At 61.0% G+C, this 24,781-nt stretch carries 19 protein-coding genes; 11 read left to right on the top strand and 8 right to left on the bottom strand.

Going from position 1 to position 24,781, the window contains the following annotated elements:
• Positions 1-3: 3 nt before the first annotated feature.
• Complete coding sequence (locus Q0367_RS16320; RefSeq protein WP_297633948.1) at positions 4-2,052, bottom strand: TIGR03960 family B12-binding radical SAM protein; 2,049 nt, start codon at positions 2,050-2,052, stop codon at positions 4-6.
• 339 nt (positions 2,053-2,391) lie between these two features.
• On the opposite strand from Q0367_RS16320, the gene Q0367_RS16315 reads away from it, so the two are divergent.
• From Q0367_RS16315 to Q0367_RS16295, 5 genes are all read left to right on the top strand, one after another.
• Entirely contained in the window at positions 2,392-3,459 is a 1,068-nt protein-coding gene (locus Q0367_RS16315; RefSeq protein WP_297633951.1) for a GNAT family N-acetyltransferase, read from the top strand.
• A gap of 95 nt (positions 3,460-3,554) precedes the next feature.
• A complete protein-coding gene (locus Q0367_RS16310) occupies positions 3,555-3,986 on the top strand; it encodes a hypothetical protein (RefSeq protein ID WP_297633954.1) in 432 nt (143 codons plus the stop codon).
• A 221-nt stretch (positions 3,987-4,207) separates the two neighbouring features.
• Positions 4,208-4,654: an Lrp/AsnC family transcriptional regulator gene (locus Q0367_RS16305; protein WP_297633957.1), complete on the top strand. Its 447-nt coding sequence runs from the start codon at positions 4,208-4,210 to the stop codon at positions 4,652-4,654.
• Positions 4,655-4,910: 256 nt separating this feature from the next.
• Complete coding sequence (gene gntE, locus Q0367_RS16300) at positions 4,911-6,251, top strand: guanitoxin biosynthesis PLP-dependent transaminase GntE (protein WP_297633960.1); 1,341 nt, start codon at positions 4,911-4,913, stop codon at positions 6,249-6,251.
• Positions 6,252-6,782: 531 nt separating this feature from the next.
• Positions 6,783-7,220 (top strand): response regulator, encoded by a 438-nt coding sequence (locus Q0367_RS16295; RefSeq protein WP_297633963.1) that lies wholly within the window; start codon positions 6,783-6,785, stop codon positions 7,218-7,220.
• A 248-nt stretch (positions 7,221-7,468) separates the two neighbouring features.
• Here Q0367_RS16295 and Q0367_RS16290 read toward each other — a convergent pair whose 3' ends face one another.
• The 5 genes from Q0367_RS16290 to Q0367_RS16270 all read right to left on the bottom strand — a co-directional run bounded on the left by Q0367_RS16290 (position 7,469) and on the right by Q0367_RS16270 (position 13,705).
• Positions 7,469-8,611 (bottom strand): PotD/PotF family extracellular solute-binding protein, encoded by a 1,143-nt coding sequence (locus Q0367_RS16290; protein WP_297633966.1) that lies wholly within the window; start codon positions 8,609-8,611, stop codon positions 7,469-7,471.
• A gap of 23 nt (positions 8,612-8,634) precedes the next feature.
• Complete coding sequence (locus tag Q0367_RS16285) at positions 8,635-9,474, bottom strand: ABC transporter permease (RefSeq protein ID WP_297633969.1); 840 nt, start codon at positions 9,472-9,474, stop codon at positions 8,635-8,637.
• Positions 9,471-10,373 (bottom strand): ABC transporter permease, encoded by a 903-nt coding sequence (locus Q0367_RS16280; RefSeq protein WP_297633972.1) that lies wholly within the window; start codon positions 10,371-10,373, stop codon positions 9,471-9,473. Before Q0367_RS16280 ends, Q0367_RS16285 begins: the two co-directional genes overlap by 4 nt.
• Before the next feature lie 5 nt (positions 10,374-10,378).
• On the bottom strand, positions 10,379-11,476 hold the full coding sequence (locus Q0367_RS16275; RefSeq protein WP_297633975.1) for an ABC transporter ATP-binding protein: 1,098 nt from the start codon (positions 11,474-11,476) through the stop codon (positions 10,379-10,381).
• Between the two features lie 246 nt (positions 11,477-11,722).
• Positions 11,723-13,705, bottom strand: a complete 1,983-nt coding sequence (locus Q0367_RS16270) for an NAD(+) synthase (RefSeq protein ID WP_297633978.1) — start codon at positions 13,703-13,705, stop codon at positions 11,723-11,725.
• A gap of 204 nt (positions 13,706-13,909) precedes the next feature.
• Here Q0367_RS16270 and Q0367_RS16265 point away from each other — a divergent pair, with 204 nt between their 5' ends.
• Genes Q0367_RS16265 through Q0367_RS16255 form a run of 3 tightly spaced genes read left to right on the top strand, consistent with a single transcriptional unit; the run spans position 13,910 to position 17,143 of the window.
• Positions 13,910-14,854 (top strand): carbohydrate ABC transporter permease, encoded by a 945-nt coding sequence (locus Q0367_RS16265; protein WP_298983555.1) that lies wholly within the window; start codon positions 13,910-13,912, stop codon positions 14,852-14,854.
• Positions 14,844-15,857 carry a carbohydrate ABC transporter permease gene (locus tag Q0367_RS16260; protein WP_298983552.1) on the top strand — a complete coding sequence of 338 codons (1,014 nt, stop codon included), beginning with the start codon at positions 14,844-14,846 and terminating at the stop codon, positions 15,855-15,857. Before Q0367_RS16265 ends, Q0367_RS16260 begins: the two co-directional genes overlap by 11 nt.
• Positions 15,854-17,143 carry a sugar ABC transporter substrate-binding protein gene (locus Q0367_RS16255; protein WP_298983548.1) on the top strand — a complete coding sequence of 430 codons (1,290 nt, stop codon included), beginning with the start codon at positions 15,854-15,856 and terminating at the stop codon, positions 17,141-17,143. Before Q0367_RS16260 ends, Q0367_RS16255 begins: the two co-directional genes overlap by 4 nt.
• A gap of 38 nt (positions 17,144-17,181) precedes the next feature.
• On the opposite strand, the gene Q0367_RS16250 is transcribed toward Q0367_RS16255, so the two are convergent.
• The gene (locus Q0367_RS16250; protein WP_298983545.1) at positions 17,182-17,811 is read right to left on the bottom strand and encodes a DedA family protein; all 630 of its coding nucleotides are present in this window, start codon (positions 17,809-17,811) and stop codon (positions 17,182-17,184) included.
• A 131-nt stretch (positions 17,812-17,942) separates the two neighbouring features.
• A complete protein-coding gene (locus Q0367_RS16245; protein WP_298983542.1) occupies positions 17,943-22,400 on the bottom strand; it encodes a BTAD domain-containing putative transcriptional regulator in 4,458 nt (1,485 codons plus the stop codon).
• 465 nt (positions 22,401-22,865) lie between these two features.
• Between Q0367_RS16245 and Q0367_RS16240 the strand changes: the two genes are divergently transcribed.
• From Q0367_RS16240 to Q0367_RS16230, 3 genes are all read left to right on the top strand, one after another.
• Complete coding sequence (locus tag Q0367_RS16240; protein WP_298983540.1) at positions 22,866-23,768, top strand: GNAT family N-acetyltransferase; 903 nt, start codon at positions 22,866-22,868, stop codon at positions 23,766-23,768.
• Between the two features lie 91 nt (positions 23,769-23,859).
• Entirely contained in the window at positions 23,860-24,123 is a 264-nt protein-coding gene (locus Q0367_RS16235; protein ID WP_298983538.1) for an RHS repeat-associated core domain-containing protein, read from the top strand.
• Positions 24,086-24,652, top strand: coding sequence for a hypothetical protein (locus tag Q0367_RS16230; RefSeq protein ID WP_297634001.1), 567 nt, complete (start codon positions 24,086-24,088; stop codon positions 24,650-24,652). The genes Q0367_RS16235 and Q0367_RS16230 overlap by 38 nt, the downstream gene beginning before the upstream one ends.
• Positions 24,653-24,781: the final 129 nt, after the last annotated feature.

Here is a 24,781-nt window from a genome sequence, read left to right as displayed (position 1 = left end):
TTCCTACGCTGCTCCGTGCTCCGTCGTCGCCATGCGTTTGCTCACCGTGCCGAACCTGCGCTGCGGCACGCGATGGTCGAACTGGCCGCTCTTGTCCGGCGCCATCTCGTCGTTGAAGTAGAGCGGGATCGGCGCAATGCTGACCGGCTGTCGCGCCTTGCCGCGGCCCAGCGACGGGCAGCCCCACGCTTCGTCCGGCGCGGCGCGGCGCTGCTCCTTGAAATAGCCCAGGATGCCGCACGAGAAGCAATGCTCGCGGCAGTCGTCGATCACGGCGCCCTCGTAGGCGTGCAGATACTCGTCGATCAAAAACTGCTTTTTCACGCCGGCGGAGATGTGATCCCACGGCAGCACCTCGTCGAGCGGCCGTTGACGGCGGGCGTACCAGTCCATGTCCAGCCCAAGCTCCTCGAAGGCTGCCTGCCAGGCTGCAAAGTTGAAATACTCGCCCCAGCCTTCGAGTTTGGCGCCCTTGCGCCAGGCCAGCTCGATCACATCCGCCATGCGTCGATCCCCGCGCGTCAGGAACGCCTCCACCAACGTCTCCTCCGGGTTGTTCCAGGAGAAGTGGATGCCCGGACCGCGCAGCTCGCGCTGCAACAGCTCGATCTGCGCCTTGATCACCGCCTCGCTCTCCATCGGCGCCCACTGGAAGGGCGTATGAGGCTTGGGCACGAGCGTGCTGACGCCGATGCGCACGTTGGCCTTCCTGCCTAACACGCGGCGGCCGACGGCCAGGACCTGTTTAGAGAGATCGGCGATGGCCTGAACGTCCGCCAGCGTCTGGGTCGGATGGCCGATCATGAAGTACATTTTGATCGTCGTCCAGCCGCGTTTATAGACCTCTTCGGCGGTGGCGAGCAGCTCTTCGGACGAGATCGGCTTGTTGATGACGTCGCGCATGCGGTCGGTGGCGGCTTCCGGCGCAAAGGTGAAACCGGAGCGGCGCCGGCCTTTCTCCAGCAGCTCCATCAGGTCGACGCTGAAACTCTCGATGCGTAGGCTGGGCAGGCCGATGCTGAGTCGTTTGGCGCCGTGGCGCTCCACCGTGCGGCGCACCAGCTCCTCGACGTAGGTGTAGTCGCTGCTGCTGAGGCTGAGGAAGCTCACCTCCTCAAAGCCGCACTGCTCGATCATCTCGTCGACGGCCTGCAACACCTCCTCGACCGGTCGCTCGCGCACCGGGCGGAAGATCATGCCAGCCTGGCAGAAGCGACAGCCGCGCGTGCAGCCGCGCATGATTTCGATGGCGGCGCGGTTGTGCACCACGTTGATGTACGGTACGATGAAGCGGGTCACCGGCGGCGGCAACACCGTGACGATGCGCTTGCGCACCTCGGCGGGCGCGTCTGGGTGCGTCGGCCTGACGGCGGCGATCGTCCCGTCCGCCGCGTAGCTCACCTCATAAAACGAGGGAACATAGACGCCGGGAATGCGCACGAGCCGCTCCAGCAAGGCGTAACGGGATTGGCCCGCCTGCTTCCACTCCCGCACGGCGTCGATCACCTCGAAGATCACCTCTTCCCCTTCGCCGATCACCATGGCGTCGAAGAAGGTGCTCATCGGCTCAGGGTTATAGCAGCCGGAGCCGCCGGCGATCACCAGCGGGTCGGCGGCGGTGCGTTCGGCGGCGCGCAGCGGCACGCCGGCCAGGTCGAGCATGGTCAGCACGTTGGTGTACAGCTGCTCGTAGGGCAGGCTGAAGCCGATGATGTCGAAGTCGCGCAGCGGGTGGCGCGTCTCCAGGCCGTAGAGCGGGATTCCGTCGCGGCGCATGTAGCCTTCAAAATCCGGCCAGGGGCAGTAGACGCGTTCGGCCAGCAGGTCAGGTCGGCGGTTGATCAAGTCATAGAGCACCATCAGGCCGAGGTTGCTCCCGCCCAGCTCGTAAATGTCCGGGAAGGCGAGCGCCACCTTGATCTGGATCGCCGGATCGCTCCAGTCTTTGACGACGGCGTTCAGCTCGCCGCCGGTGTAGCGCGCCGGTTTTTCCACCTTATGCAGCACGCGGTCGAGCGCGCGCGTGATCTGATGCGGCGTCATTTGCACCATGAGAAACTCCTTTTCCTTCGCATCCGCCGGGCGTCATTCAGCCCGGGTGGGGTTTGAACCCACTTGTTGTCAGGAAATTTTAGTATACCACGAAATGGCCGTCAGACAGGAACCTTGAAAGATCTGTTGGAACGTTCATCGCTTGTCAACTTGGTGCGCCGAACTACTGTTGTTTCCATCGGCTGCGTTATACTCTATACGTTATGCTAAATAGGAAACCAAAGTCGGGTCGATGGAGTATATCCTTTGAGCCGAGCGACTTAGGAGGAGAAAGAACACCCCATGAATGGCGATTGCCTGGTTCAAGACAGACCAGATCTCATGAGCCAGACTCCCGATGTGAATTCATCCCCTCTGCGCTGGGTGGTGTATGGCCCCGACGCGCGCCCCGATGGCTTTGAGGCGTTGCGGGCCGAGTGGAATGACCTGGTGCGCCGCGCCCGGTTCAACTCGCTCTTTCTGACGCACGAATGGCAGACCACCTGGTGGGAGCAGCTGGGAGACGGAGCACTGTGGATTGTGGCGTTTCGGCGCCGTCATAACAATGAACTGGTCGGCATTGCGCCGCTGTTTCTTCGTGAAATCCAGAATGGGGAGGATGCAGGCAAACGGCAATTTAACATTGTCGGCTGCATCGAGGTCAGCGATTATCTCGACCTGATCGTGGCGCGCGGTTGGGAGAAACAGGTGTATGCAGCGTTCCTTCAGTGGCTGTGCAGCCCCGAGGCGCCCGCCTGGGACATCGTCGACCTTTGCAACTTGCCCGAAGCCAGCCTGACCTATCAGGAGTTGCCGGAAATCGCCCGGCGGGCCGGCGTCGATGTGAAGGTGATGCAGGAGGACACCGCCCCGCAGTTTCCGCTGCCGATGCGCTATGAAGAGTACCTGAGCAATCAGGTGGACAAGAAGCAACGCCATGAAATTCGCCGCAAGCAGCGCCGCGCAGAGCGCGAGGCTGCCGTGGGGTTTCATCTGGTGCAGGACTTGCGCACGTTGGACTCCGAGGTGGACGATTTTGTGGCCTTGCAGCGAGCAAGCCGACCGGACAAGGCCGAATTTATGACGCCGCAGATGCATCGTTTCTTCCTGGCGGCGGCGCGGCGGTTGTTAGAGGCGGACATCCTGCGCCTTTTTTTCCTGACCCTCGACGGAGAGAAGGCGGCGGCGCTTTTTGCATTTGAGTACGATCGGCGCTTTTGGCTGTATAATTCAGGCTACGATCCGGCGTCGCATGCGCACCTCAGCCCCGGATGGGTGCTCTTGGGCTATGCGATTCAATATGCGATTGCCTCTGGATGTCGCGTCTTCGACTTCATGCAGGGAGACGAGGAGTACAAATATCGCTTCGGGGCTCATGACTACAAGGTGATGCGCGTGAAACTACGACGACCTGAGCCTCTTGGCTGACGCAGGGCGGAGAATTCCCAAAAGACAGTCTCCAGGTTCACGCCTGGACAACGCAAACCACACAAACCGCACTTCAAATGGGAGCATCGAAGAGAATGCGAGGCAACGGCGCTCGACACGACGACCCCGACAACCGATTCGATCGACGAGCGGGCGAAACGTTCGATCGGCTCGATGACGAAGAAGAGGGCGAACAGATCCGCGAGAGCGCGCGTCAACGCGCGCGGCGGCGACGTTACCGCCCGAAGTACAGCAAACCGCGCCGTCGGCCTGCGTCGGAACGCGAGGGCGCTTTCAACGCGCTGATGTGGATTCTAGACGGCGTGACGGGTCTGCTCGAGGAGCTGCAACATAACGACCTGGGTCTGCCCGAGGAATTTTGGGTGCACGCCTACGCAGCCCGTCGCGAGGGCCTGCTTGCGCTGCGCGCCATCCTCGACGCATGCATCGATGAAGATGCTCCTCCCACCGAAGCGTCCCCCTCTTCAGAGCGTCCCAAGCGCGGCGGGATTAACATCGATTTCTAGCGCCGCCGTTGCAAGGCTCCGCCGAAGAGCCCTGTTGTAATCCTCATTCTATTCAACAAAATCATGAAGAATTGTCACAAAGATAGAATATTTGTGACAATTTTGCATTTTAGGGGCTTGACAAATCACAATTCCGCATAGTACAGTAATTTCGTCGATTCGATAAAAGAGGCGATCCGGAAAGAGGTGATGGGGAATTGGCGGGGATTGCGCTGGATGCCATGGATCGAGCGATCATTCGGGCGCTCAAGAACGATGGGCGCCTGCCGTTCAGCACGATCGCCGCGCAGCTGCATGTGTCGCCGGGAATGATTCGCCAGCGGGTGCAGCGCCTGGTGGATGCGGGCGTGCTCCAGTTTGTGGCGGTGACGCATCCTCTGCGCACCGGTTACCACACGATGGCGCTGATCGGCGTCAAAGCCGACGGGCATCGCCTGCGCGAGATTGCCAACCAGATCGCAGCGTTTGAAGAAGTGATCTATCTGGCGATCACCTCGGGCACGTACAACTTTCTGGTGGAAGTCACCTGCATCGACAACGCCGACTTGCTGCGCTTCTTGAGCGAAAAACTCTACAGCGTCGAGGGCGTGCGCGAGGCGGAGACCTTTATCTATCTGGACATCGTCAAAGAGATCTACGCCTGGGACCCGCCGCCAGGCAATGCGTGAACATGCGCCGCGTGTTTCGCGCCGTGTGTTGAGTTTCGTTACGAAACACGCAACACGCAACACAGATCACGCACTCTCGATCTCGGCGACTCACGAAGGAGGCATTTATGGACGAGGATCCCACGGACAGTATCCGTGGCTTCCACAAGGGGGGTGACAGGCGTTGCAGATAAGCAACGAAGCAAAGAACTCAGCGCAGGATTCGATTGCACCGGTCGCCCGTACCGACACCTTGTGAAGCCATGGAGACGAATCTATGATTCTGCAGAAGACAAGAACGCATCAACTCTTTGCCAAAGCAAAGCAATACATTCCCTACGGCGTCAACTCGAACTTTCGCTACTGGGGAGACGAGGACACCCCCATCATCACGCGCGGAGCAGGCGCATATGTATGGGACGCCGACGACAACCGCTACATCGACTACCGCCTCGGTTTTGGGCCGATCATTTTGGGCCACGCTTATCCAGAAGTCAACCGCCGCGTCGCCGAAGCCATCCAAAACGGCGTGCTTTTCGCCGCCACCACGCCGATCGAAATCGAGCTGGCCGAGCGCTTCACGCGCATGACCGGCATGGACAAGGTGCGCCTTTCCAACACGGGCACCGAGGCCAACATGCACGCGCTGCGCATCGCGCGCGCCTACACCGGCCGCGAAAAATTTATTAAATTTGAAGGCAACTACCACGGCAACTTTGACTACGTCATGTTCAGCGGCCCGACGGCCAAGGCGGAGCTGCTCGGCCCGCGCAACCATCCGCATCGCCTGCGCGCCACCGAGGGCATGCCGGTCGCCATCCGCAACTACATGATTTCGCTGCCCTACAACGACGTCGAGCTGCTGGAGCGCGCCATGGTCGAACACAGCGATGAACTGGCGGCGGTGATCCTGGAGCCGGTCATGGGCAACGTCGCCTGCATTCTGCCGGACCCGGTCTGGCTGCGGCGCGTGCGCGAGCTTTGTGATGAGTTCGGCGTGGTGTTGATCTTCGACGAGGTGAAGACCGGCTTTCGCCTGGCCCCGGGCGGCGCCCAGCAATATTTCGGCGTCAAGGCGGATTTAGCCGCCTACGCCAAGGCGATGGGCAACGGCTTCCCGATTGCGGCGGTGGCGGGGCGAGAGGAAATCATGGCGGTTGTGGAGCCGGGGCGCGTGGCGCACGGCGGCACCTATTGCGGCAACGTCGTCGCCGCCGCGGCGGCAGCCGCCACCCTCGAGATCATCGAGACGCAACCTGTCATTGAGACCATCTTCGCCAATGGTCGACGACTGATGGAAGGAATTCACGTCATCTTGCGTCAGGTCGGCGCGCCCCATGTGATCAGCGGCGCGCCGTCGATGTTCAGCGTGCTGTTGGGCAAGGATGAGCCGCCGACCGACTATCGCAGCTACGCAGAGTTTGATGGCGCGTTGTTCGGCCTGCTCGGCGCCGAGCTGATTCGCCGGGGGGTGCTGATCGACGATGACCCACGGGAACCCTGGTTCCTTTCCTTCAGCCACAACGCCGCCGTCATCGATGAATCTCTGAACCTCATCGAAGACGCTGCGAAGGCGGTTTTCCGCTCCTCGGCGCGAAGCCATCGCCTGGCTGCCTGAGAAGCCGCATCTTGGAGTTGCAACGCGCACGGAAAAAGAGAAGAATCGTCGAGGGCGCTACGCCTGACAGGCGCCAACCTTCCTGAAAGCTCCGAACTTTCAGGAAGGTTGGCGCCCTTCTGTTACGCCAGTCCAACTTTTGACAGAGCGCCTCGGTCGGTTGCTACATGCGATGTCAGAGATGCTAAGGAGAGAGGCCATGCTTTTTTCCGATCAAACTCTCGTCCGGGCGCAATTGTAAGGAGCCATCGAGAATCCTATACTGACGATGGGACCCGCTGCGTCCTGAGCTGGCGACATTGGAGCTTGACGTTGTAAACATTGGCCGGCCCTGGGGGCATCTGATCGACAGAAAGGAGGGTAGGAATTATTCTGAGTCTGCTGGCGGCTTCTCTCATCCGGGCCTTCATCCACGCGCCGAGGAATTCAGCACTCGCCTTGTGCGTCGTTGAAGCGTTCATCAAAGCTGTGGATGAATGGCGCGCCAGCGTGCTGCATTTATCTGATCGTTCATTCAACACGGAGCGGAGCATGATTCGGGTGCTGATCGTCGAAGAATATGAAGGAATGAGGCAGGGATTGTATGACCTGTTGAAGGACTTGCCGTACGTGGGTGCAATCGACATTGCGGATGACCTGGTCGAAGCGTCGCGGCTGTTGCGACGCACGAAGTATGACGTCGTGGTGCTCGGGCTGGAGAACACCGACCGCAGCGGCCTCGGCGTGATCCAGGCCTTCCGCCAGATCAGCCCGCTCACCTCAGTTCTTCTGCTCGGTCTGAGCATCGACACCCGATTGGCGCTGTGGCCGATCCGTTTCGGTGTAATGGGGTATATCCCCAAAGAGGCTATCGTGGAAGAGCTGCCTGCGGCGCTGCAACATGCAGCGGCAGGCAAGCCGTACATCCCTCGAATGTACTGCGAGGCTGCTGCACCGGCATGGATGACAGCTCCACAGGTCGCCATGTAGGCAATCCCTGTCTGTCAATGAGGGCTTGAGCCATCGAAGGAGTCATCGTCGCACATCGCTCAACCGTCTTCTCACCGTCAACGGCGCCCCATGCGGGGCAATCGAGCCTCTGTCGATTCGGGTCCCAAAATCGATCAAGGGGGTGGCTGGACAGCCACCCCCTTGTTGCATTCTGCGCCGCTCGATTGGAAGTCTCGACCCTGGCTCCACCGGATGCTATGGTTGCGCGCTTGGGGCGCTCCCTCCGCTCATCCGCCTTTGATTTCCGTCCACACCCGGTCATACAGAGGCGTTGCGTCGCCCACGTCGCGGATGCGATGTCCTCGCTGCAACTCTTCCGGCGGCGTGTTGGTGATGTTCGAATTGATGTACTCTTCATAGAGCTCGGGGTGATTCTCTTTGGCGTATTCCAGCGCGGCAAGGTTGGGATTGGTGTAGGGGAACTCCTCCAGCATGCGCCAGAAGACGTCGCCCTGCATCGAGTAGTTGAGCCAGGCGTAGGCTGCGTCCAGATTCGGCGCATCCTTCGGAATCGCATAGTTGTCCTGCCAGAGGATGGCGCCCTCGGTCGGATAGATGTACTCAAAGGTGGGCACTTCGCGTTTGGCGATCACGGCCTCTCCTGTCCAGACGATGCCCAGATCGACGTCGCCTGCGATCAGCGCCGTCTTGGGGCTGTCGCTGTCGAAGAGTTTAATGCCTCGCGCCAGCTCGGCCAGCTTCACTTTGGCCTCTTCCAGCTCGGCGGGATTGGTGGTGTTGACGTCATAGCCGAGCGCCAGGAGCGTTGCGCCGATGATGGCGCGCGAATCGTCGATCATGACGAGGCGGCCGGCGTAGGCCGGATTCCACAGGTCGGCGAACGATTGAGGGATGGGATCAACCGTCGCCGTGTTGACGATGATGGCGTCGGTGCCCGCCTGATAGGGAATCGAGTAGACGTTGCCGGGATCGAAGTCGAGATTCAGATAGTTGGGGTCGAGGGAATCGAGGATCGGCAACCGGCTCTTGTCCAGTTCCTGCAACAGCCCCTGCCGAATCAACAGCGGCACGAAGTAATCGGTCGGCTGCACCAGGTCATAGTTGGCGCCGCCCGCCGAGAGTTTGGCGTACATCTCTTCATTGCTCGAGTACTCATCCTTGTTGACGCGGACGCCATACACCTGCTCGAAGCAGCGAATCGTCTCCTGAGGAATGTACTCCGTCCAGACGAAGAGATTCACCTGCCTGGAGGTCACTTCCAGGCGCGGGTTCGGTTCGGGGCAGTCGGAGGCGCCGGTCGCCGGTTCGCCGGTCGTCGCCGGCGCTTGCGCGGGCGCAGCGCAGGCGGCCCCGATCAGCGCTGCGATCAACAGCGCACTGAGTGCACTCCAGAAACGTCGGTCATTCATGAGTCGCATCCTTTCTGTCCAAGTTATTCTCGCCTTTGAAACCACTGGGAAATTGCAACGACGATCAACACGACGAGCACCCAAATGGTGGAGAGCGCATTCAGCTCTGGCGTTACGATGCGGCGAAGCAAGCCATAGACGTAGATAGGCAGCGTCGTAGCGCCTGGACCCGTCGTGAAGAACGTGATGATGAAATCATCGAGCGAAAGTGTGAAAGCCAGCATGGCGCCGGCCAGCACGCCGGGAGCGATCAGCGGCAAGGTGACTTTGCGAAAGGTTGTGAACTCGTTGGCCCCGAGGTCCATTGCCGCCTCCTCCAGGCGGTCGTCGAAGCCGTGCAGGCGGGCGCGCACCACCAGTGTGACAAAGGGGATGCTGAAGGCGATGTGAGAAACGATCACCGTGCCAAGCCCCATCGTCAGACGTTGATTGGGGGCCAGCGCCAGCGCCGTGTTGATCCAGCCGAAGACGGCGCTGAAAAAGACCAGAATCCCGATGCCCATGACGATCTCCGGCGTCACGATCGGGAAGTAGAGCGCCGTCTCTGAAACTTTCTTGCCGAAAAAGTCATAGCGTTGGAGCGCCAACGCCGCCATCGTGCCGATGATGGTCGAGACAACCGTCGAGGTGAAAGCGATGATCAGGGTGTTGCGCGTGGCGTCCATCACGCTGCGATTGCGAAAGAGCTCGCAGTACCAGTAGAAAGGGCCGCAGGGGCCTTGATTGACCACGCCCTCAAACACCACGTTTGTGCGCGAGGCGTTGAAGGAAAAGACAATCAGCACGATGATGGGCGCGTAGAGGAAAAAATAGACCAAAATTGAGACGAGCGTCAGCCAGGGCGATCGTTTTTTGGCGCTCATCCTGCTGCGATCTCCTCTCCAAGGCCAAAACGGCGCGTGTAGTAGAGCGTCAACACCAGCGTCATGACCAGCAAAATGATGGAAGCGGCGGCGCCGAAGGGCGGGTTGCGCGCGTCGAGAAACTGGCGTTGCACCAGGTTGCCGACCAGGATCACCTGTCGCCCGCCCAGGATGTCGGAGACGACGAAGGTGCCGATCACGGGAATGAAGGTCAGAATGGTTCCGGCGACGATGCCCGGCATCGAGAGCGGCACTGTAACGCGCCAAAAGGTGCGAAACGCGTTGGCGTACAGGTCGGCGGCCGCCTCATACAGACTCGGCTCGATCTTTTCCAGGGAGGTGTAGATCGGCAGGATCATGAAGGGCAGGAATTCGTAGACCATGCCGATCAGCACGGCGGTTTGGGATGGGTAGAGGTCCAACGGTTGGAAGGGAACGTTCAGCAGGCCCGCCATTGCTCCCAGCGTCGAGTTGAACACCCCCTGGCTGCGCAGGATCATCACCCAGGCGTAGATGCGAATCACGAAGTTCGTCCAGAGCGGCACCAACACCAGGAAGAGCAGGAAATTGCGCCGTTTTTCCGGCGAGCGGGCGATGAAATAGGCCAGCGGGTAGGCCATCAGGATCACAATGACGGTCGTCTGCACGGCCAGCCACAGCGATCGCAGCAGAATGCGCAGATAGAGATCGTCCCATCCCTGTTCGGTGAAGCCCAGCAGCCGCCAGTAGTTTTCCAACGTGAAGGTGTAGATGACGTTGCCGTCGGCGTCGCGCTGCCCAAAACTGGTGATCACCGTCAGGGTCAACGGGATCACGAGCAACGTCACCATGACGAACATGGCGGGCAGGATGAGCAGAAAGCCTTGCAGACGGCGATTTTCACGAATGTGCTGGATCATACCGGCTACTCCGTCAGAACCCGGGCGGCTTCGATCGAAAAGCGGACGCACACTGCTTCGCCCTCGCGTGCAAGCAGGCGCGACTCCGCAGAGTAATTTTGTTCGCGCACGCGGATCGTCTGGCCGCCGCTCAAGACCACGCCGTAGTGCGTGTCGGTGCCGATATAGACGATGTCCGTGACGTAGCCTGTCACCTGGTTGACGTCGGTGGCGTTCGGGCGAATGTGCATCTTTTCCGGTCGCACGGTGACCGTCACGGCCTGACCTACGGCGACGCGCTGCGGCGTGTGCGCCCACAGGCTGACGCCGCCGGGGAGATCGATGCGCGCTTTATCGGTGTCGACTTCGGCAACCGTGCCGTCGAGAAAGTTGGTTTCGCCGATGAAGTCGGCCACGAAGCGGCAGTTGGGATGTTCGTAGATGTCGTTGGCGGTGCCCACCTGCAGCGCAACGCCGCCCTCCATGACGGCGATGCGGTCGCTCATCGTCAGCGCCTCCTCCTGGTCGTGCGTGACGAAGATGAAGGTGATGCCCACCTCGCGCTGCAGGCGTTTCAGCTCGAGCTGCATCTCTTTGCGCAGCTTCAGGTCGAGCGCTCCGAGCGGCTCGTCGAGCAGCAGCACTTCCGGTCGGTTGACGAGCGCACGCGCCAGGGCGACGCGCTGCTGTTGTCCGCCGGAGAGCTGTTTCGGTTTGCGCTTCTCATAGCCGGAAAGGCGCACCATCTCCAACGCCTCGGCCACGCGGCGCGCAATTTCCTTTTTGTCCACGCCTTTCATTTGCAGACCGAACGCCACGTTTTCACCGATGGTCATATGGGGGAAAAGGGCGTAGCTCTGAAAAACGGTGTTCACCGGCCGTTGATAGGGGGGCGTTTTGCCCATGGGGCGTCCATGGATGAAAATTTCGCCTTCGCTGGGCAGTTCAAAGCCTGCAATCATGCGCAGCGAGGTCGTTTTGCCGCAGCCTGAGGGGCCAAGCAAAGCGAAGAATTCACCATCGTAGATCTGCAATGAGACATTTTTGACTGCGGTGACGACCTCGCCGCCCGGTCCGGGGAACCGTTTCCACACATTGCGCAGTTCAACGGCGTACTCGGCCATTGAGCCTAACCTCCAACTCCAAGAGCGAACATCCGCTAGAGGGCAGATCTGTGAAGCCTCGACTCGATTTCCTGCATCTCAGGGACTGCGTGTGAAAGTAGACAACTCCAGAGAAAACCGCTCAGAGTGCAATTTTTTTTCTGAAAAATCGTCCTCTGTCCACGCCCTTGAGGAAAAGCTTGGGATGAAAGTGTAGCATGTCGCCCATAAATTTCAAAACATTTAGAAGTTACAAGGAACCCCAGATTATGCCAGCTGTCTCATCAGCCGGTCGATCTGCGCGCTCCACAGGGCGCTGCTGGCGTCGCTGGGCATTCGCCAGTCGCCGCGTGGGGAGAGCGCCACGGAACCGACCTTGGGGCCGTCGGGCATGGACGAGCGCTTGAATTGCTGCGCAAAGAAACGACGGTAAAAGACGCCCAGCCAGTGCAAGATAGTCTTCTCGTCGTAAACGCCGGCGAACGCCTGGCGCGCCAGGAAAAAGACCTTGATCGGCGCAAACTGGTGACGCACGACCTGAAACAAAAAGAAATCGTGCAGCTCATAAGGTCCGATCGTCTCCTCCGTCTTCTGTGCAAGGCGCTCGCCGTCTTGGAGGGGCAGCAGCTCCGGCGTGATGGGCGTCTCCACGATGTCGCGCAGGATGTCCGCGATGGCGCCGGTGAAGACTTCATCGGCGCACCAGCTCACCAGGTAGCGCACCAGCGTCTTGGGCACGCCAGCGTTGACGTGGTACATCGACATGTGATCGCCGTTGAACGTCATCCAGCCCAGAGCCGCCTCCGAGAGGTCGCCCGTGCCCACCACCAGGCCGCCGGTCTGGTTGGCGACGTCCATCAGAATCTGCGTGCGTTCGCGCGCCTGGGCGTTTTCATAGGTGACGTCGTGCACATTCTCATCGTGCCCGATGTCGCGAAAGTGTTGGCGGACGCTTGCTGCGATCGGGATGGTGCGCAGGGTGACGCCAAGCTCCTGGGCCAGCCGTTCCGCGTTGCTGCGCGTGCGCGCCGTAGTGCCGAAGCCCGGCATCGTGATCGCCAGGATGCCCGTCCGATCCAGCCCCAAGCGGTCGAAGGCGCGCACGCAGACGAGCAGCGCCAGGGTGGAATCGAGCCCTCCGGAGACGCCGAGCGTCACCCGACCGGCGCCGGTGTGACGCAGCCGTTGGATCAGCCCCGTCGTCTGAATATTGAAAATCTCGCGGCAATGTTCGGCGCGCCGCGCCGGATCGGCGGGCACGAAGGGCGTGCGCGACAGGGGACGGTTCGCCAGGGGGGCGGCGGGCTGTTCTGTGGATGCGAGCGAGAAGGGGACGCGGCGCAGGTGGCTTGCGGCTCTCGCCTGGCTGAAGGCGCTGTTTTTCAGCCGTTCGTGGTCAAGCCGCTCGACGTCGACGTCGGCGACGATCCTCTGCGTCCCTAATTGGAAGCGTTCGCTTTCCGCCAGGAGCTGGCCGTTTTCTGCGATCAGGCAATGTCCGCTATAGACGACGTCCGTAGTCGATTCGCCGTCGCCCGCGCCGGCGTAGATGTAGGCGGCCAGACAGCGCGCCGACTGCTGGCGCACCAGGTCGCGTCGATAGTCGGCCTTGCCCAACAGCTCGTTGCTGGCCGAAGGATTGACGAGCAACGTCGCCCCGGCCAGCGCCAGACGACCGCTCGGCGGCTCCACCGCCCACAGATCTTCACAGATTTCAATGCCGACCACGCACGCCGGCATTTCCTCCGCCGCAAAAAGCAGATCGGTTCCAAAAGGAACGGACTGGCCTGCGAGCTCAAGCGTCGGGGGCAGGCTCCGATCGCCGGGCGTGAACCAGCGCTGCTCGTAAAATTCACCCGTCGTGGGCAGGTAGCTCTTGGGAACGACGCCGACGATGCGCCCTGCGCTGACCAGCCCCGCGCAATTGTACAGTCGGCCATCCACCCGCAGGGGCAGGCCGAGGATGCAACTCATCGAGAGCCGAGCGCTCTCCTCGGCGAGGCGATGCAATCCTTCCAGGGCGGCGTCCAACAACCTGCGCTGGTAGAAGAGATCGGCGCAGGAGTAGGCGGTGATGCACAGTTCTGGAAAGACCGCCAGCTGCACCCCCTGTTTCTGCGCCTCCCTCAGTGCAGCCGTTATTTGATCCACGTTATAGTCGACATCCGCCACGCGCAGCGACGGCGAAATGCTCGCCACCCGCACAAAGCCCAGGTTTCTCCGCACGAAGAGTCGATCCAGATTGTGCATATTTGCAAACCTTCCGCTGTGAAAACAGAGTCAACGCAAAGCCGTCAAGGCGCAAAGAAAATGGCGAGATCGATGCGCTCTTTCTCGGAATCGACGCCATCAAGCTGCAGCGCCTGTCCAAAACATTGAAATCATTGTACACGAAGAGAGGCTTTGCGATTCGCCCTGCGATCGGCGAGTGTGCCATAATTGATCTTCGTATCCATGATGGCAGCGAAACGCAGCGGAGCCGCTTCCGCTTCATCCCAAATAACCGCCTCGCGCTTCTTCCGCCCTGGACAGCTCTGGCATGCGCAGCTTTGGCTGATGGCTGCGCCGTTCGTATTCGGCGCGCTGCTTTTGGTCGTCCTGCCTGCATTCTTGAGTTTTGCGCTGGCCTTTGTGCAATACGATGCGCTTTCCCCGCCAACCTGGAGAGGGATTGAGAATTTCGCCGTAATTTTTCGTCGCGAAGTCTTTTGGATTGCGCTGCGCAACACGCTGGTCTTTGCGTTTAGCGCCGCGCCGCTGCAGGCGCTCGGCGCGCTCATGATTGCGTTGTTGCTTCACCCTGAACGGCGGGGCGTGCGCGTCCATCGCGCTGCGGTCTATCTGACCAGCGTCCTGCCCGACGTCGCCTACGCGCTGATCTGGCTGTGGCTCTTGAATCCGCTGTATGGGCCGATCAATCTGACGTTGGCCTGGCTCGGGCTGCCGACGCCCGCCTGGCTCGTCGACCCGCGCACGGCGCTGGCGTCGCTCGTCATCGTGGCGGCGGTGCGCGTGGGGGAAGGAATGTTGCTGCTCATTGCGGCGTGGCGCACTGCGCCCGACAGCATCTACGACGCCGCGCAGATCGACGGCGCCGATCGTCTGCGCACCTTCTGGCATATCACGCTGCCCTGGCTGGCGCCCTGGCTTTTGCTGCTGCTGATCCGCGATCTGGTGATGGCCATCCATAGCAGCCTGACGCCCGTGATCCTCATGACCGGCGGCGGCCCTGGCTACGCCACTACGCTGTTGCCTTTTCTGATGTACGAGGAAGCCTTCACCCATCTGCGTCTCGGCGAGGCGGCGGCCATGATGGTGGTCGTCTTTGCGCTCATCGGGCCGCCGATCGGGCTGGCCGGCTGGTTGACGCGTCGATGGTGGAGAGAGGATGCAGCGTAGGAAAACCCCTCAGAGGGCGTCGGGCGCGGCGACGGCGGTGAAACCGATGCAGGCGCTTTCTGCGCCGTTCGGCTCCACAGCGCTGCAGCGTATCGTTCGTCTGTGGCGACGGAAGAGGATCGGGCGACTTCTCCGGCATGTCCTGGCGTGGAGTGTCGCCGCCCTCTACGCCGCGCCGTTGCTGTGGCTGCTCGTCGCCTCGTTGCAGCCGGTTGGGCAGCCGCCCCCGCGCACGTTGGCATGGTTTCCGCAGGGGGTGGCATGGTCGAACTACCTCGAAATCTTCCGCGTCGCGCCGCTGGGAAGACAGATCGGCAATTCCCTGTTGGTCAGCGTTGCGGGCGCGCTCATCACCCTGCTCACCGCCTCATGGGCCGGCTTCGCCATGAGCCGGTTGCCGGCCTCAAGTCGTCGCTGGCTGGTGGGGCTGGCGCTGCTGTTGATGCTGATCCCTTCCAGCGCAGTCTGGCTGCCGCGGTACGTGCTCTTTTCCGGCATGGGGCTGCTCGACAGCTACGCAGCGCTGGTCGCGCCGGCGCTGCTGGGGACGCGCTCGCTGCTGGCGCTGATGTACTATTGGAGCTTTCATCGCATTTCCTGTGAGATCTACGACTCGGCCAGCCTGGACGGAGCGGGCGTCTGGGCGCTCTGGCGCCGAATTGCATTGCCGCTCGCCAGGCCGACGACGCTGGCTGTGGCCGTCCTGGCCTTCACGCACTACTGGAGCGATTTCGTCGATCCGCTTCTCTTTCTGAAATCGACGCAGCGCTTTACAATTGCGGTGGGGCTGCGCATGTTGCAACAGATGGACGCCACCAACTGGCCGCTGCTGATGGCCGCCGTCGTCGTCATGGTCGCGCCGGTGCTGGTTTTGTATTTGCTGCTGCAAATAATTTTGGACAAAGATGCATCACTCCATCTACGCAGCTCACGCCTCTGGCGTGACGCACCCATCCATCTCCAACTTTCGGCTGGAAGCCGAACGAAAGAGGAACGAAGATGATTCGGATCGTCGGCGTGTTGGGAATCGCCTTGCTGTTGTCGGCGGCTTGTGTTGCCTTGGAGCCTTCTTCTGCGCGCGCGCCCGAACAGACGTCGGTGACCTTTCTCATCTCCGGCGACCCGGCCGACGAGGAGGCCTATCGCACGCTGGTCGAGCATTTCATGGCGGAAGTCCCGGAAATTCGCGTCGAGCTGCTGAATATTCCGGGGCAAGGCGACTTTCGACGGCGGCTCACCGCCGATTTCGCCGCCGGGACGCCCCCGGACATTTTTTTGATCAACTATCGGCGTTACGGCCCCTTCGCGGCGCGCGACGCCATCGCGCCGATCGACGCTTTTCTGGCGCAGAGCGACGTCCTGCGTCGAGAGGACTTCTATCCGCAGGCGCTCGCCGCCTTCACCTGGCGCGGGGAATTGATGTGCATGCCGCAGAACATGTCCAGCCCGGTCATTTACTATAACAAAGATCTGTTCGATGCAGCGGGTCTGCCTTATCCGACGAACGACTGGCGCTGGGATGACTTTGTGAACGTTGCGCAAATGCTGACCCGTGATCTGAACGGCGACGGGGAGATCGACCAGTATGGCTTTGGCGTGGAAGCGGCATTGGTGCGCGCGGCGCCTTTCATCTGGATGAACGGCGGCGAGATCGTGGACGACCCGGCGGCGCCGACGGCGCTGGCGCTCGCCGAACCGGCGAGCCGGGAGGCGCTGGCCTGGTTTGTCAGCTTACAAAACGCCCATCGCGTGGTTCCGGACGCGGTGGCCGAAGCCGCCGAAAGCAGCCTGAGCCGGTTTCTGAACGGGCGGCTTGCGATGTTGATGGAAAGTCGCCGCGTGGTGCCTGAGTTTCGCCGCATCGAAGCGTTTGATTGGGATGTCGCCCCGCTTCCGCAAGGCAAAGAGCAGGCGAGCATTTTGCATTCCGATGCGTTCTGCATCGCCGCCGCCAGCCCCTATCGGGAGGCTGCGTGGCGGTTTGTCGAGTTCGCCAACACGCGCGTGGGGCAGACGATCCTGGCGCGCAGCGGCCGTACGATCCCCTCGCGCATCGACCTGGCGCAAGACCCGGCGTTTCTCGATGCGCAGGCCAGACCGCACAACAGCCGCATCTTTCTCGACGCCATTCCGACGCTGCGCGCGTTCCCCGCTCTCGCCACCTGGGCTGACATCGAGGGCGCAGTGGATGCAGAGCTAAAACAGGCGTTTTACGGACAGATTGCGCTCGACGACGCCATCGCAGCGGCGACGATGCGGAGCGCAGAATTTTTCTCTCGGCAAGAATAAAAGCTTGTCCATCGCCAATCGCCGAGGCGCGCGTCGATTCATTCCAGTATCTTATCCATGCCGGTGACGCGTCGAAACACCCCTCGATAAATGTGCGCCAGCAGGAGGAAGAGCAGAATGCTGGCGATCAGCGCAAAGATGCGCAGTCCCCGTTCCAGGTGAGAGATATAGTCCCCCAGCAGATAGCCGGCCAAAATCAACGCAGCGTTCCAGATCGGTTCAAAGATCAGGCTGACGACAAATAAGCGCCACCAGGGCACGCGAGCGGCGCCCGCAGCCATCAGAACCGGGATCGACATCAGGCCAAAGGAGGCTTTGGTCAATATGAATAACCGGGTCGCCTGGCGGTGAATGTTATGGATGAGATGTTGAATTGCCACCTCGTTCTGCTGCATCCAGCGCAGCCTGGAGAGGGCGGGCAGCGAATGGTAGAGGCCAAAATAGCCGAGCAGATACCAGGTGTAGTCGGCAACTGTGTTGCCGACGACCGCCACGACAAACACCCAATCAAAGCGCAGCACCTCGGCGCCCGCCAGGGCGCCGGCCGTCATAGTGATCGCCGGCCCTTCAACGAAGATCAAGATAAAAAGAATGAGATAGCTCCAGCCGCCCAGGTCGGGCAGCTCACTCGCGCGCAAGGCATTCCACAATTGTTCCCAGAGTTCCATAAATTCCTTCGTTTGAAGGGGATGATTGAAAGAGGCATCCGTCCCTGAGGTGATGCTTGTCTTTGTGAATTATATCACGCAGCGACGGTGAAGTGAGAAGTGAGCCAGGCGCAACACATCGTCACCCTCTATCACTCCGTCGCAGGGGAGGAGCAGACCGGTCGATAAGTCGCATCCCCGATGAATCGTCGCCATTCTTCTTCACTGAGCGCGCGCGCCGCCATCGCGCAGCTCCGTCGTCGCCAGGGCCGAGAGTCCAACCGCCACTTTTCCAGGCGGTCGTCGAAGCTCGCCAGGTAGACTGCGTCGCCCTGTTTGCTGACCGCAAACGACTCGGTTTCCAGCGCGGTGCGCAACGCCGGCGCCAAAAGGCTGTGGGTCGCGAGGTCCCACAGGTGGATCGCCCCCCCGCCGGTCAACGTTGCGAGGGTGCGCTCGCCATGGGGTGGGTAGAACTGGACGCCCCAGACCTGTCCTTCCAGTTCGAGCGGAGGAGCGGACGGCTGTTGGCTTGCGACGTTCCAAAAGCGCACGCTGCCGTCGGCGCTGCCCGAAATGAGCGTGTCGCCGTCGCTGCTCCACAGCAGGGAGGTCACCCAGTAAGTGTGCCCTTCCAGCACGCCGTGGGCTTTTAACTCGCCCGAAGCGGCTTCATCCGTGCTCCAGAGATAAATTTTGCCGCTCTGGCTGCCGGTGGCCAGCAGGGCGCTGTCAGGCGAGAAAGCGAGGCTCAGCACCCAGCCATCCTGCAAGTGCGCCATGAAAGTCGATTTGCGCAACGCTTCATCTGTGAGATCGAACAGCGAGACTTTGCCGGAAAAATGCCCGGCGACAAGCAGCCTGTTGTCCGGTGAGAAGGCAAGCCCGATGATGACGTCGCCCATGTCGTCCTTCCATCGCCCTCTTTCTTCCTGTTTCACCAAATCCCAGAGCGCCACCAATCCGCCGGCGTCTCCTGTGGCCATGAGCGTTCCATCGGCGTTGAAGGCGACCTGAAGCACGGCGTTTTGGTGAGGCGACCGGAACTGGATAAGCGGACGCCCTTGTTGGGCGTCCCATACAAGGACCTGCCTGTCATAGCTGGCCGTCGCCAGCAGGCGACCGTCGGGGCTGAGCGCCAAGGCTCGCACGCGATCCGTATGCCCTTCCAACAACGCTCGCCGTCCGATCTCCCAACGCACAAGCCTGCCTTCAGATGTGGCCGAATAGAGGGCGTTCCCCTGCCAGTTGAAGCGCAGGCTGCGCACCCAGTTGTCATGCCCCGTGAGCGGCTCGCCGATGATCCTTCCTCTGGCGACGTCGTAAAGATAGACGTAGCGATCGGCGCCGCCGGTGGCGAGGATGCGTCCATCGGGGCTGAAGGCCGCCGAGAGCACCCGCCCCGCATGCTCGTTGAGCGGCCCCAACAGCAGTTCGCCGCTGGCGACGTCCCACACGCGCGTGGAGCCGTCGAAACTGACCGTGGCGGCGACTTTTGCGTCCGGCGTGAAAGCGACGGCGCTGATGACCGAACTATGGCCTCCCAGCCGCACGCCGGTCGGTTGACCGGCGTCAATGCTCCAGATGTCTACGCCGATGTCCTCTTCGATCGGCTGCACCGCAGCCAGCAATCGTCCATCGGGGCTGAGCGTCACTGCGTCTCTGCCGCTGGGTAGGAAGAAGCGCTGCAGCTCCGTCTGGCTCTCGACGTCCCATACGATGATCGCCCCTTGAATTGTTTTCGCCAGCAGGCGACTGCCATCCAGCGTAAATTGAAGCAAATTGATCACGTCGTCGCTCTCCACGCGAGGAAGCAGCTCGCCGATCCACTGTCCGTCGACGCCGCTCCATAGCTGGACGGCGGTCCCTTCTGAACTGGCGATCAGCGTTGCATTGGGCGCAATCGTCACCGTTGCGGCTGCCGCAGACGGGATGAGAGCGCCGACGCTGCGGCCACTGGCTGCGTCCCAAAGACGCACTGTTGCTTCGCCGCCCTTTTCCTCGACGCAAAGGATTCGGCTCTCATCAGGCGCAACGACGATCTGCGTGATGTCGCCGTCGCTGCCCCAAAAGAAACGATCTAGAAAGGCGTTGACCGGAAGGGCAGCCAACAACGCCGTTTGCTCCGCCGGGTCCGTCATGCGTTCGAGCGCTTCTACGCTCAGGAGCAGAGCCAGGTCGGCGGCGTCATCGGCGAAATTGAGCGACTGCGCCGCGAGCTGACGCGCCAGCGCCACTTGCGCAAAGCGTTGCGCCTCCTGACGCGACAAAAATGCAAGAAGAGCTGCTGCAATTGTAGTGAGTGAAACAAGCGTAAGGGCGACCGTCAACCTGCGCAGTCGGAGCGCGACCCGGTGTTCCTGTTCCGCGCGACGAGATTCCTCTTCGGCGCGCTGAGACTCCATCTCCGCCAGGCGCTGCGCCCGCTCGAGCTCCTGTCGATGGAGGCGCTCCTGTTCTTTCAGGCGACGCTGATGCTCCTCGATGCTGGCGTCGATGAACTCTTGTTCGATCCGGCTCAAGTCTGCGCGACGCAGCTCTGACCAGCGCACGGCCTCGGTGAGCGAAAGTCCTCGCAGCAGATCTTCCGGCCCGCGCCCGCTGGCGAGCCAGTGTTGCAGGAAGGTGCGCAGTCGCTGCTGCCAACGTCGAAAGTCGCGGTCTTCGTCCATCCACTCCCGCAGCAGAGACCAGTGGCGAATCAACGCCTCGTGCACCAGCTCGATGCTCTCTTCGCCGTCGCTGCGGCCGGCGACGACCAACCGAAGGTCCGCCAGTTTCTGCGCCAGCGCCCACGCGGAATCTTCCAACTCTGAACGCAGCGCCGGTCGCCGCGTGTCGCCGGTCTCCTCGCCGGGCTGGACAAGCTGCACAAACAGGCGCCGCGCCGCCGTCTGCTCTTCCGGACTCAAGCCTTGATAAACCTGGTCTGCATAACGCGCCAGCGCGCCGGCCACGCCGCCGATGGCGTCGTAGGTCTCGTGCGTGATCTGCCAGCCGCTGCGCCGGAGCCAGAGCTCGGAAAGGGCGAATTGCAGCAATGGAAGGTTTCCGGGAGACTCGCCGACGTCATCGAGCAGACGATCGACCAGGCCTGGCTCGAAGGTGACGCCACGGTTGCGCGCCGGCTCTTCGATGGCGCGGCGTAGCTCATCCCGACGCATCGGTCCAAGCACAATGCCGCCGGCCTGCAGCGCATCCGCCAGCTCGCGATGCGCCAGCGCCTGTCCGGTGAAATCGGCGCGCATCGAAACCAGCAGGGAAATGTGAGGGCTTTCGTCGGCTGTGGAGGCGGTGCGAAGCAAAAAATCGATGAAGGCGCGCCGCGTCGTGTGCACGGGGCAGAGGGTGTACAGCTCCTCGAATTGATCGACGAAGATCAAAACGCGCGGGCTGCGAAAGCGCAAGGAGAGATGATGAAGCGTGGTCCCTTCTTCGCTCAGAAGGCGGGCCAGGTCTGCAATGTCGCGCTTCACCGCAAGTTGACGCACCAACGCCTCTGCAAAGGAGCGAAACGGGTCGGCGCCGGGCCGAACATCGAGGACCGTCCAGACCCGCCCCGCGTGTGGGCCGCCGGAAGTTGAAATGGGGATCTGCCTCAAACTCAGGAGCGCCGGCAACACGCCGGCGCGAATCACCGAGGATTTGCCGCTGCCCGAGGGGCCGATTAAAAACACAGCGCGATGCGTTTCCAGGCGCCGAAGTAGATAATCCACCACTTCCTCGCGCCCATAAAAGTCGGCGCTGTCGGCAAGTGAAAACGGATAGAGTCCTTTGTAAGGATTGTCTACGATCGAGTCATCGGTCAGCGGCAGTCCCCGTTCGATGCGGTGAAACAATTGCACGGTGTCCGGCGACGGTTCAACGCCTAGCTCCTCCGCCAGCAGTCGACGCATTTTTTCGAACTGCTCAATGGCGGCGATGCGCTGATTGTTCAGCGCCAACAACCGCATCATGTGGCGATGCGCCTCCTCATCCCACGGCTCCAGCTCCAGGAAGCGCAGCAGGAACTGTTGAGCGGCCCCATAATTGCGCCGGCGCTCATGAAATTCGACGAGCGTTTTGAGTGCAACGATCGCCTGGGCGCGGAAACTTTCGGCGCGAGAGCGCCGCCACTCTTCAAACTTTTCCGCATCCGGCAACGTCAGCCCTGCCAGAAAGTCGCCGGTGTAGAGGGCCACCGCCTCTTCCAGTCGGGCGGCGCACGTCGGGCAGACGCTTGAATGGGGGTGCGGGTGCTGATGAACCGCCGCCATCAGCGCCTTGAACGTTTCGACGTCGCACCAGTAGTCGCTGTCGAAATTAAACGCAACGTCCTGGCGCGTGACGGTCAGATAGGGTGAGTGGAAACGCAGTGAAGACGGCGCAGCGCGAAGCTGGGGGGTGAGGCGACGACGCAAATCATACAGCGCCTGGCGCAGATTCTGGGCGGCCGCTTTGGAATCCGCCTCCGGCCAGAGCAATGCAGCTAGTTGCTCGCGCAGATGGGGCTGGTCGCTTTCCGTCACCAGATACGCAAGCAGCGCTTTCGCTTTGGCGGTGGCGATGGCCGGCTCTCCGCCGTCAGAAAAGGTCAGATGGACGGTTCCGAAAAATCGTAGATTGAGCATCGAAGTTTGTTGCTGTCGTCCGATGGTTGCAAGTTGATTCTATCAACGAAGGAGCTCCTCGCCAAACGGTTCGATGATACGGAACGCCTTTGCGTCAAAAACTTTTTGACGATCTTTTGACGTGAATTTGCTAAAGTAGAAACAAACATCTCCCCCCGCAATGCTGTTTGGGACAACATGTGGATTCCCCGACCTCCCCCAAAAAGCTGTGCGGATCGGCGCATCCCCCGGCGCCGATCGCAATCTCCGGGCGAGGGGATGGCGGTTTTGTTGTCCCCTCTCTTTTGTCTGGCTCCACCAAACGCAATGCTCCTGTCATGACCGGAACCTCGTCGCAACCGGAACGATGTACGCAACGCGCACCCACGTTGCGCTTGAGGGCGTCGTGGCCTAAACTTATTGCCGAAACCGAACGCCCCAGCGGATCGTGGCGCAGGAACTTTGGGAATGAGGGAAAGGGACGCCATGCAGGTTCGCATCGCCGAAGCAGCGGATGTTGAGCCTCTTCGTCGCCTGTTGAGCAGCGCTCCGCGTCAGCAGGTCCACTTGAATTTTGATGGCATCGAGCTTGCGGTTCGAGAGCAGCGCTGCCTGGTGTTGGAGCGCAATGCAGAGGACGCGCTGCTCGCTTTATTGATCTTCGTCTGCGAGGAGACGCCTGCGCCGACGGGTGAATCGGCGCCGCGGCGCGTCTATCTACAGGGAATGGCTTTTCAGCGTCCCATCTCCCCGACCGAAGCGCTGCGCGTGCTGTTGCGCGCATTGGCTCGCATGCTGGAGAAGCATCAGCCCTATCTAATCATTGTTTACAGTCGACAAAGCTGGCTCGATCGCGCCCTGCGCAGCGCCGGCATGGCGCAGGCCGAGCGCGTCGAGTTCTTCTCCCTCGAAGACCTGCAGAGGCGACGATGGCCGCAGTTCGACGTCGCCGCAGCGTGTCGCATTCGTCAGGCCGCAGCGACGGAGCTGGGCGCCCTGACAACGCTGGACGCCTGTGCGTTTGAGCCGCTCTGGCGCTATTCTCGCCGCCAGATGCAAGACGCCCTGGACGCAGGTCCGGTGTTGGTCGCGCAGGTGGGCGATCAACTGGTTGGGTACATGGCCTTTCAATTTCTGGAGGAGACCTGCCTGTTGGTGCGGCTGGCGGTGCATCCCGACTGGCGAGGACGAGGAATCGGCCGCGCCCTTTTCGGGGAGGCGTTGTTGCAAGCGCAACGTCACGGGTGTATGCGCGCTCTCCTCAACACCCAGGCCAGCAATCAACGCGCCAAAGACATTTATCATGCGTTCGGCTTTCGCCCTACAGGCGAATCGTTCGCAGTTTTCACGCTCGAGCCGTCGATGCTTGACCCCGCCATCTCTTTTTAATCACCGCTTATTTCGTCGGGAATTCGTCATGCAAAACGGAAAGGATTTAAGATAAAAATCACAATAAACGCCCACAAGCTGTAGATTCAAGTTGAATTCATCGCACTTCTCCGTGAGCGGGACGACCAGGACGGGCGAGCTGCGCTACCGTCCCTTCAGCGTCACCCGCTTTGCGTCGGGGACGACGCCGACCACCTATCGCTTCACGGGGCAGCGGGAGGAGGCGGCGCCGGGGCTGCACTTCTATGACGCCCGCCGGTATGACCCGGCGCTGGGACATTTCCTCTCGCCGGACAGCATCGCACCGGAGGCGGGCAATGCTCGACTACCATCGCTATGCGTATGTGCGGTTTAACCCGCTGAAATACGAGGATGAATCCGGCCACTGCGCCACCCTCGCCAACGGCCAGGCAGACGAAAACGATGCGGAATGTTGGCGGCTGGCGCGCACCATCGCCAATCTGTGGAATGACACCGACTACTGGCGCATGCGCTTCGGTGAACTTGACGTGTGGAACAATCATATCGCTCCCTCCGCCGTCACTGCTGAGTTTATGCAGGATGAGTTCGACAGGTATCTGCAAAGCGATGCATACAAGACGTGGGCAGCAGTACATCCAATGAGTGGCGACGATTCTGGTGGAGCGGTCGACTGGGGAGACTACTGGTCTGTAACCTTACAATATGCTGTAATTCAAGGAGGATTTGCAATTGACGAGCATGGGAATGGCTATCTCCGCATCGGTCTTAGTTTCGGTACACCGGGGATAGCGATTAACAGGGGCGATGTCATTGTGTATAAAGAAGGACGATATGTTGACATTGACCAGCTATATCTAAGTGGTCTTCTCGCTAAATATTTGATATATTGCATTCATGACTAATGCTGAAACCGCCCATCAAAGGAAGCTGTTCCTGGGGTCGTTTTTTCCAGATATAAGGGCGCCGATGAGCATTCCAGTACTCCACAGCCTCATACAAAGCCTGGCTGATTTCATCCAAGGATTCAAACC

This window comes from uncultured Caldilinea sp. (assembly GCF_937128415.1).
Classification (GTDB): domain Bacteria; phylum Chloroflexota; class Anaerolineae; order Caldilineales; family Caldilineaceae; genus Caldilinea.
Note: the sequence above shows the minus strand (reverse complement) of the source record. Positions and strands in the feature narration are given on the sequence as shown.

What these genes read in the sequence shown, in the direction of transcription:
- Q0367_RS16260 (WP_298983552.1), top strand. Translation starts at nt 14,844, where the DNA reads ATGCAGCGTAGGAAAACCCCTCAGAGGGCGTCGGGCGCGGCGACGGCG.
- Q0367_RS16245 (WP_298983542.1), bottom strand. Translation starts at nt 22,400, where the DNA reads ATGCTCAATCTACGATTTTTCGGAACCGTCCATCTGACCTTTTCTGAC.
- Q0367_RS16270 (WP_297633978.1), bottom strand. Translation starts at nt 13,705, where the DNA reads ATGCACAATCTGGATCGACTCTTCGTGCGGAGAAACCTGGGCTTTGTG.
- Q0367_RS16255 (WP_298983548.1), top strand. Translation starts at nt 15,854, where the DNA reads ATGATTCGGATCGTCGGCGTGTTGGGAATCGCCTTGCTGTTGTCGGCG.
- Q0367_RS16230 (WP_297634001.1), top strand. Translation starts at nt 24,086, where the DNA reads ATGCTCGACTACCATCGCTATGCGTATGTGCGGTTTAACCCGCTGAAA.
- Q0367_RS16240 (WP_298983540.1), top strand. Translation starts at nt 22,866, where the DNA reads ATGCAGGTTCGCATCGCCGAAGCAGCGGATGTTGAGCCTCTTCGTCGC.
- Q0367_RS16250 (WP_298983545.1), bottom strand. Translation starts at nt 17,811, where the DNA reads ATGGAACTCTGGGAACAATTGTGGAATGCCTTGCGCGCGAGTGAGCTG.
- Q0367_RS16310 (WP_297633954.1), top strand. Translation starts at nt 3,555, where the DNA reads ATGCGAGGCAACGGCGCTCGACACGACGACCCCGACAACCGATTCGAT.
- Q0367_RS16305 (WP_297633957.1), top strand. Translation starts at nt 4,208, where the DNA reads ATGGATCGAGCGATCATTCGGGCGCTCAAGAACGATGGGCGCCTGCCG.
- Q0367_RS16285 (WP_297633969.1), bottom strand. Translation starts at nt 9,474, where the DNA reads ATGAGCGCCAAAAAACGATCGCCCTGGCTGACGCTCGTCTCAATTTTG.
- Q0367_RS16275 (WP_297633975.1), bottom strand. Translation starts at nt 11,476, where the DNA reads ATGGCCGAGTACGCCGTTGAACTGCGCAATGTGTGGAAACGGTTCCCC.
- Q0367_RS16290 (WP_297633966.1), bottom strand. Translation starts at nt 8,611, where the DNA reads ATGAATGACCGACGTTTCTGGAGTGCACTCAGTGCGCTGTTGATCGCA.
- gntE (WP_297633960.1), top strand. Translation starts at nt 4,911, where the DNA reads ATGATTCTGCAGAAGACAAGAACGCATCAACTCTTTGCCAAAGCAAAG.
- Q0367_RS16280 (WP_297633972.1), bottom strand. Translation starts at nt 10,373, where the DNA reads ATGATCCAGCACATTCGTGAAAATCGCCGTCTGCAAGGCTTTCTGCTC.
- Q0367_RS16265 (WP_298983555.1), top strand. Translation starts at nt 13,910, where the DNA reads ATGATGGCAGCGAAACGCAGCGGAGCCGCTTCCGCTTCATCCCAAATA.
- Q0367_RS16295 (WP_297633963.1), top strand. Translation starts at nt 6,783, where the DNA reads ATGATTCGGGTGCTGATCGTCGAAGAATATGAAGGAATGAGGCAGGGA.
- Q0367_RS16320 (WP_297633948.1), bottom strand. Translation starts at nt 2,052, where the DNA reads ATGGTGCAAATGACGCCGCATCAGATCACGCGCGCGCTCGACCGCGTG.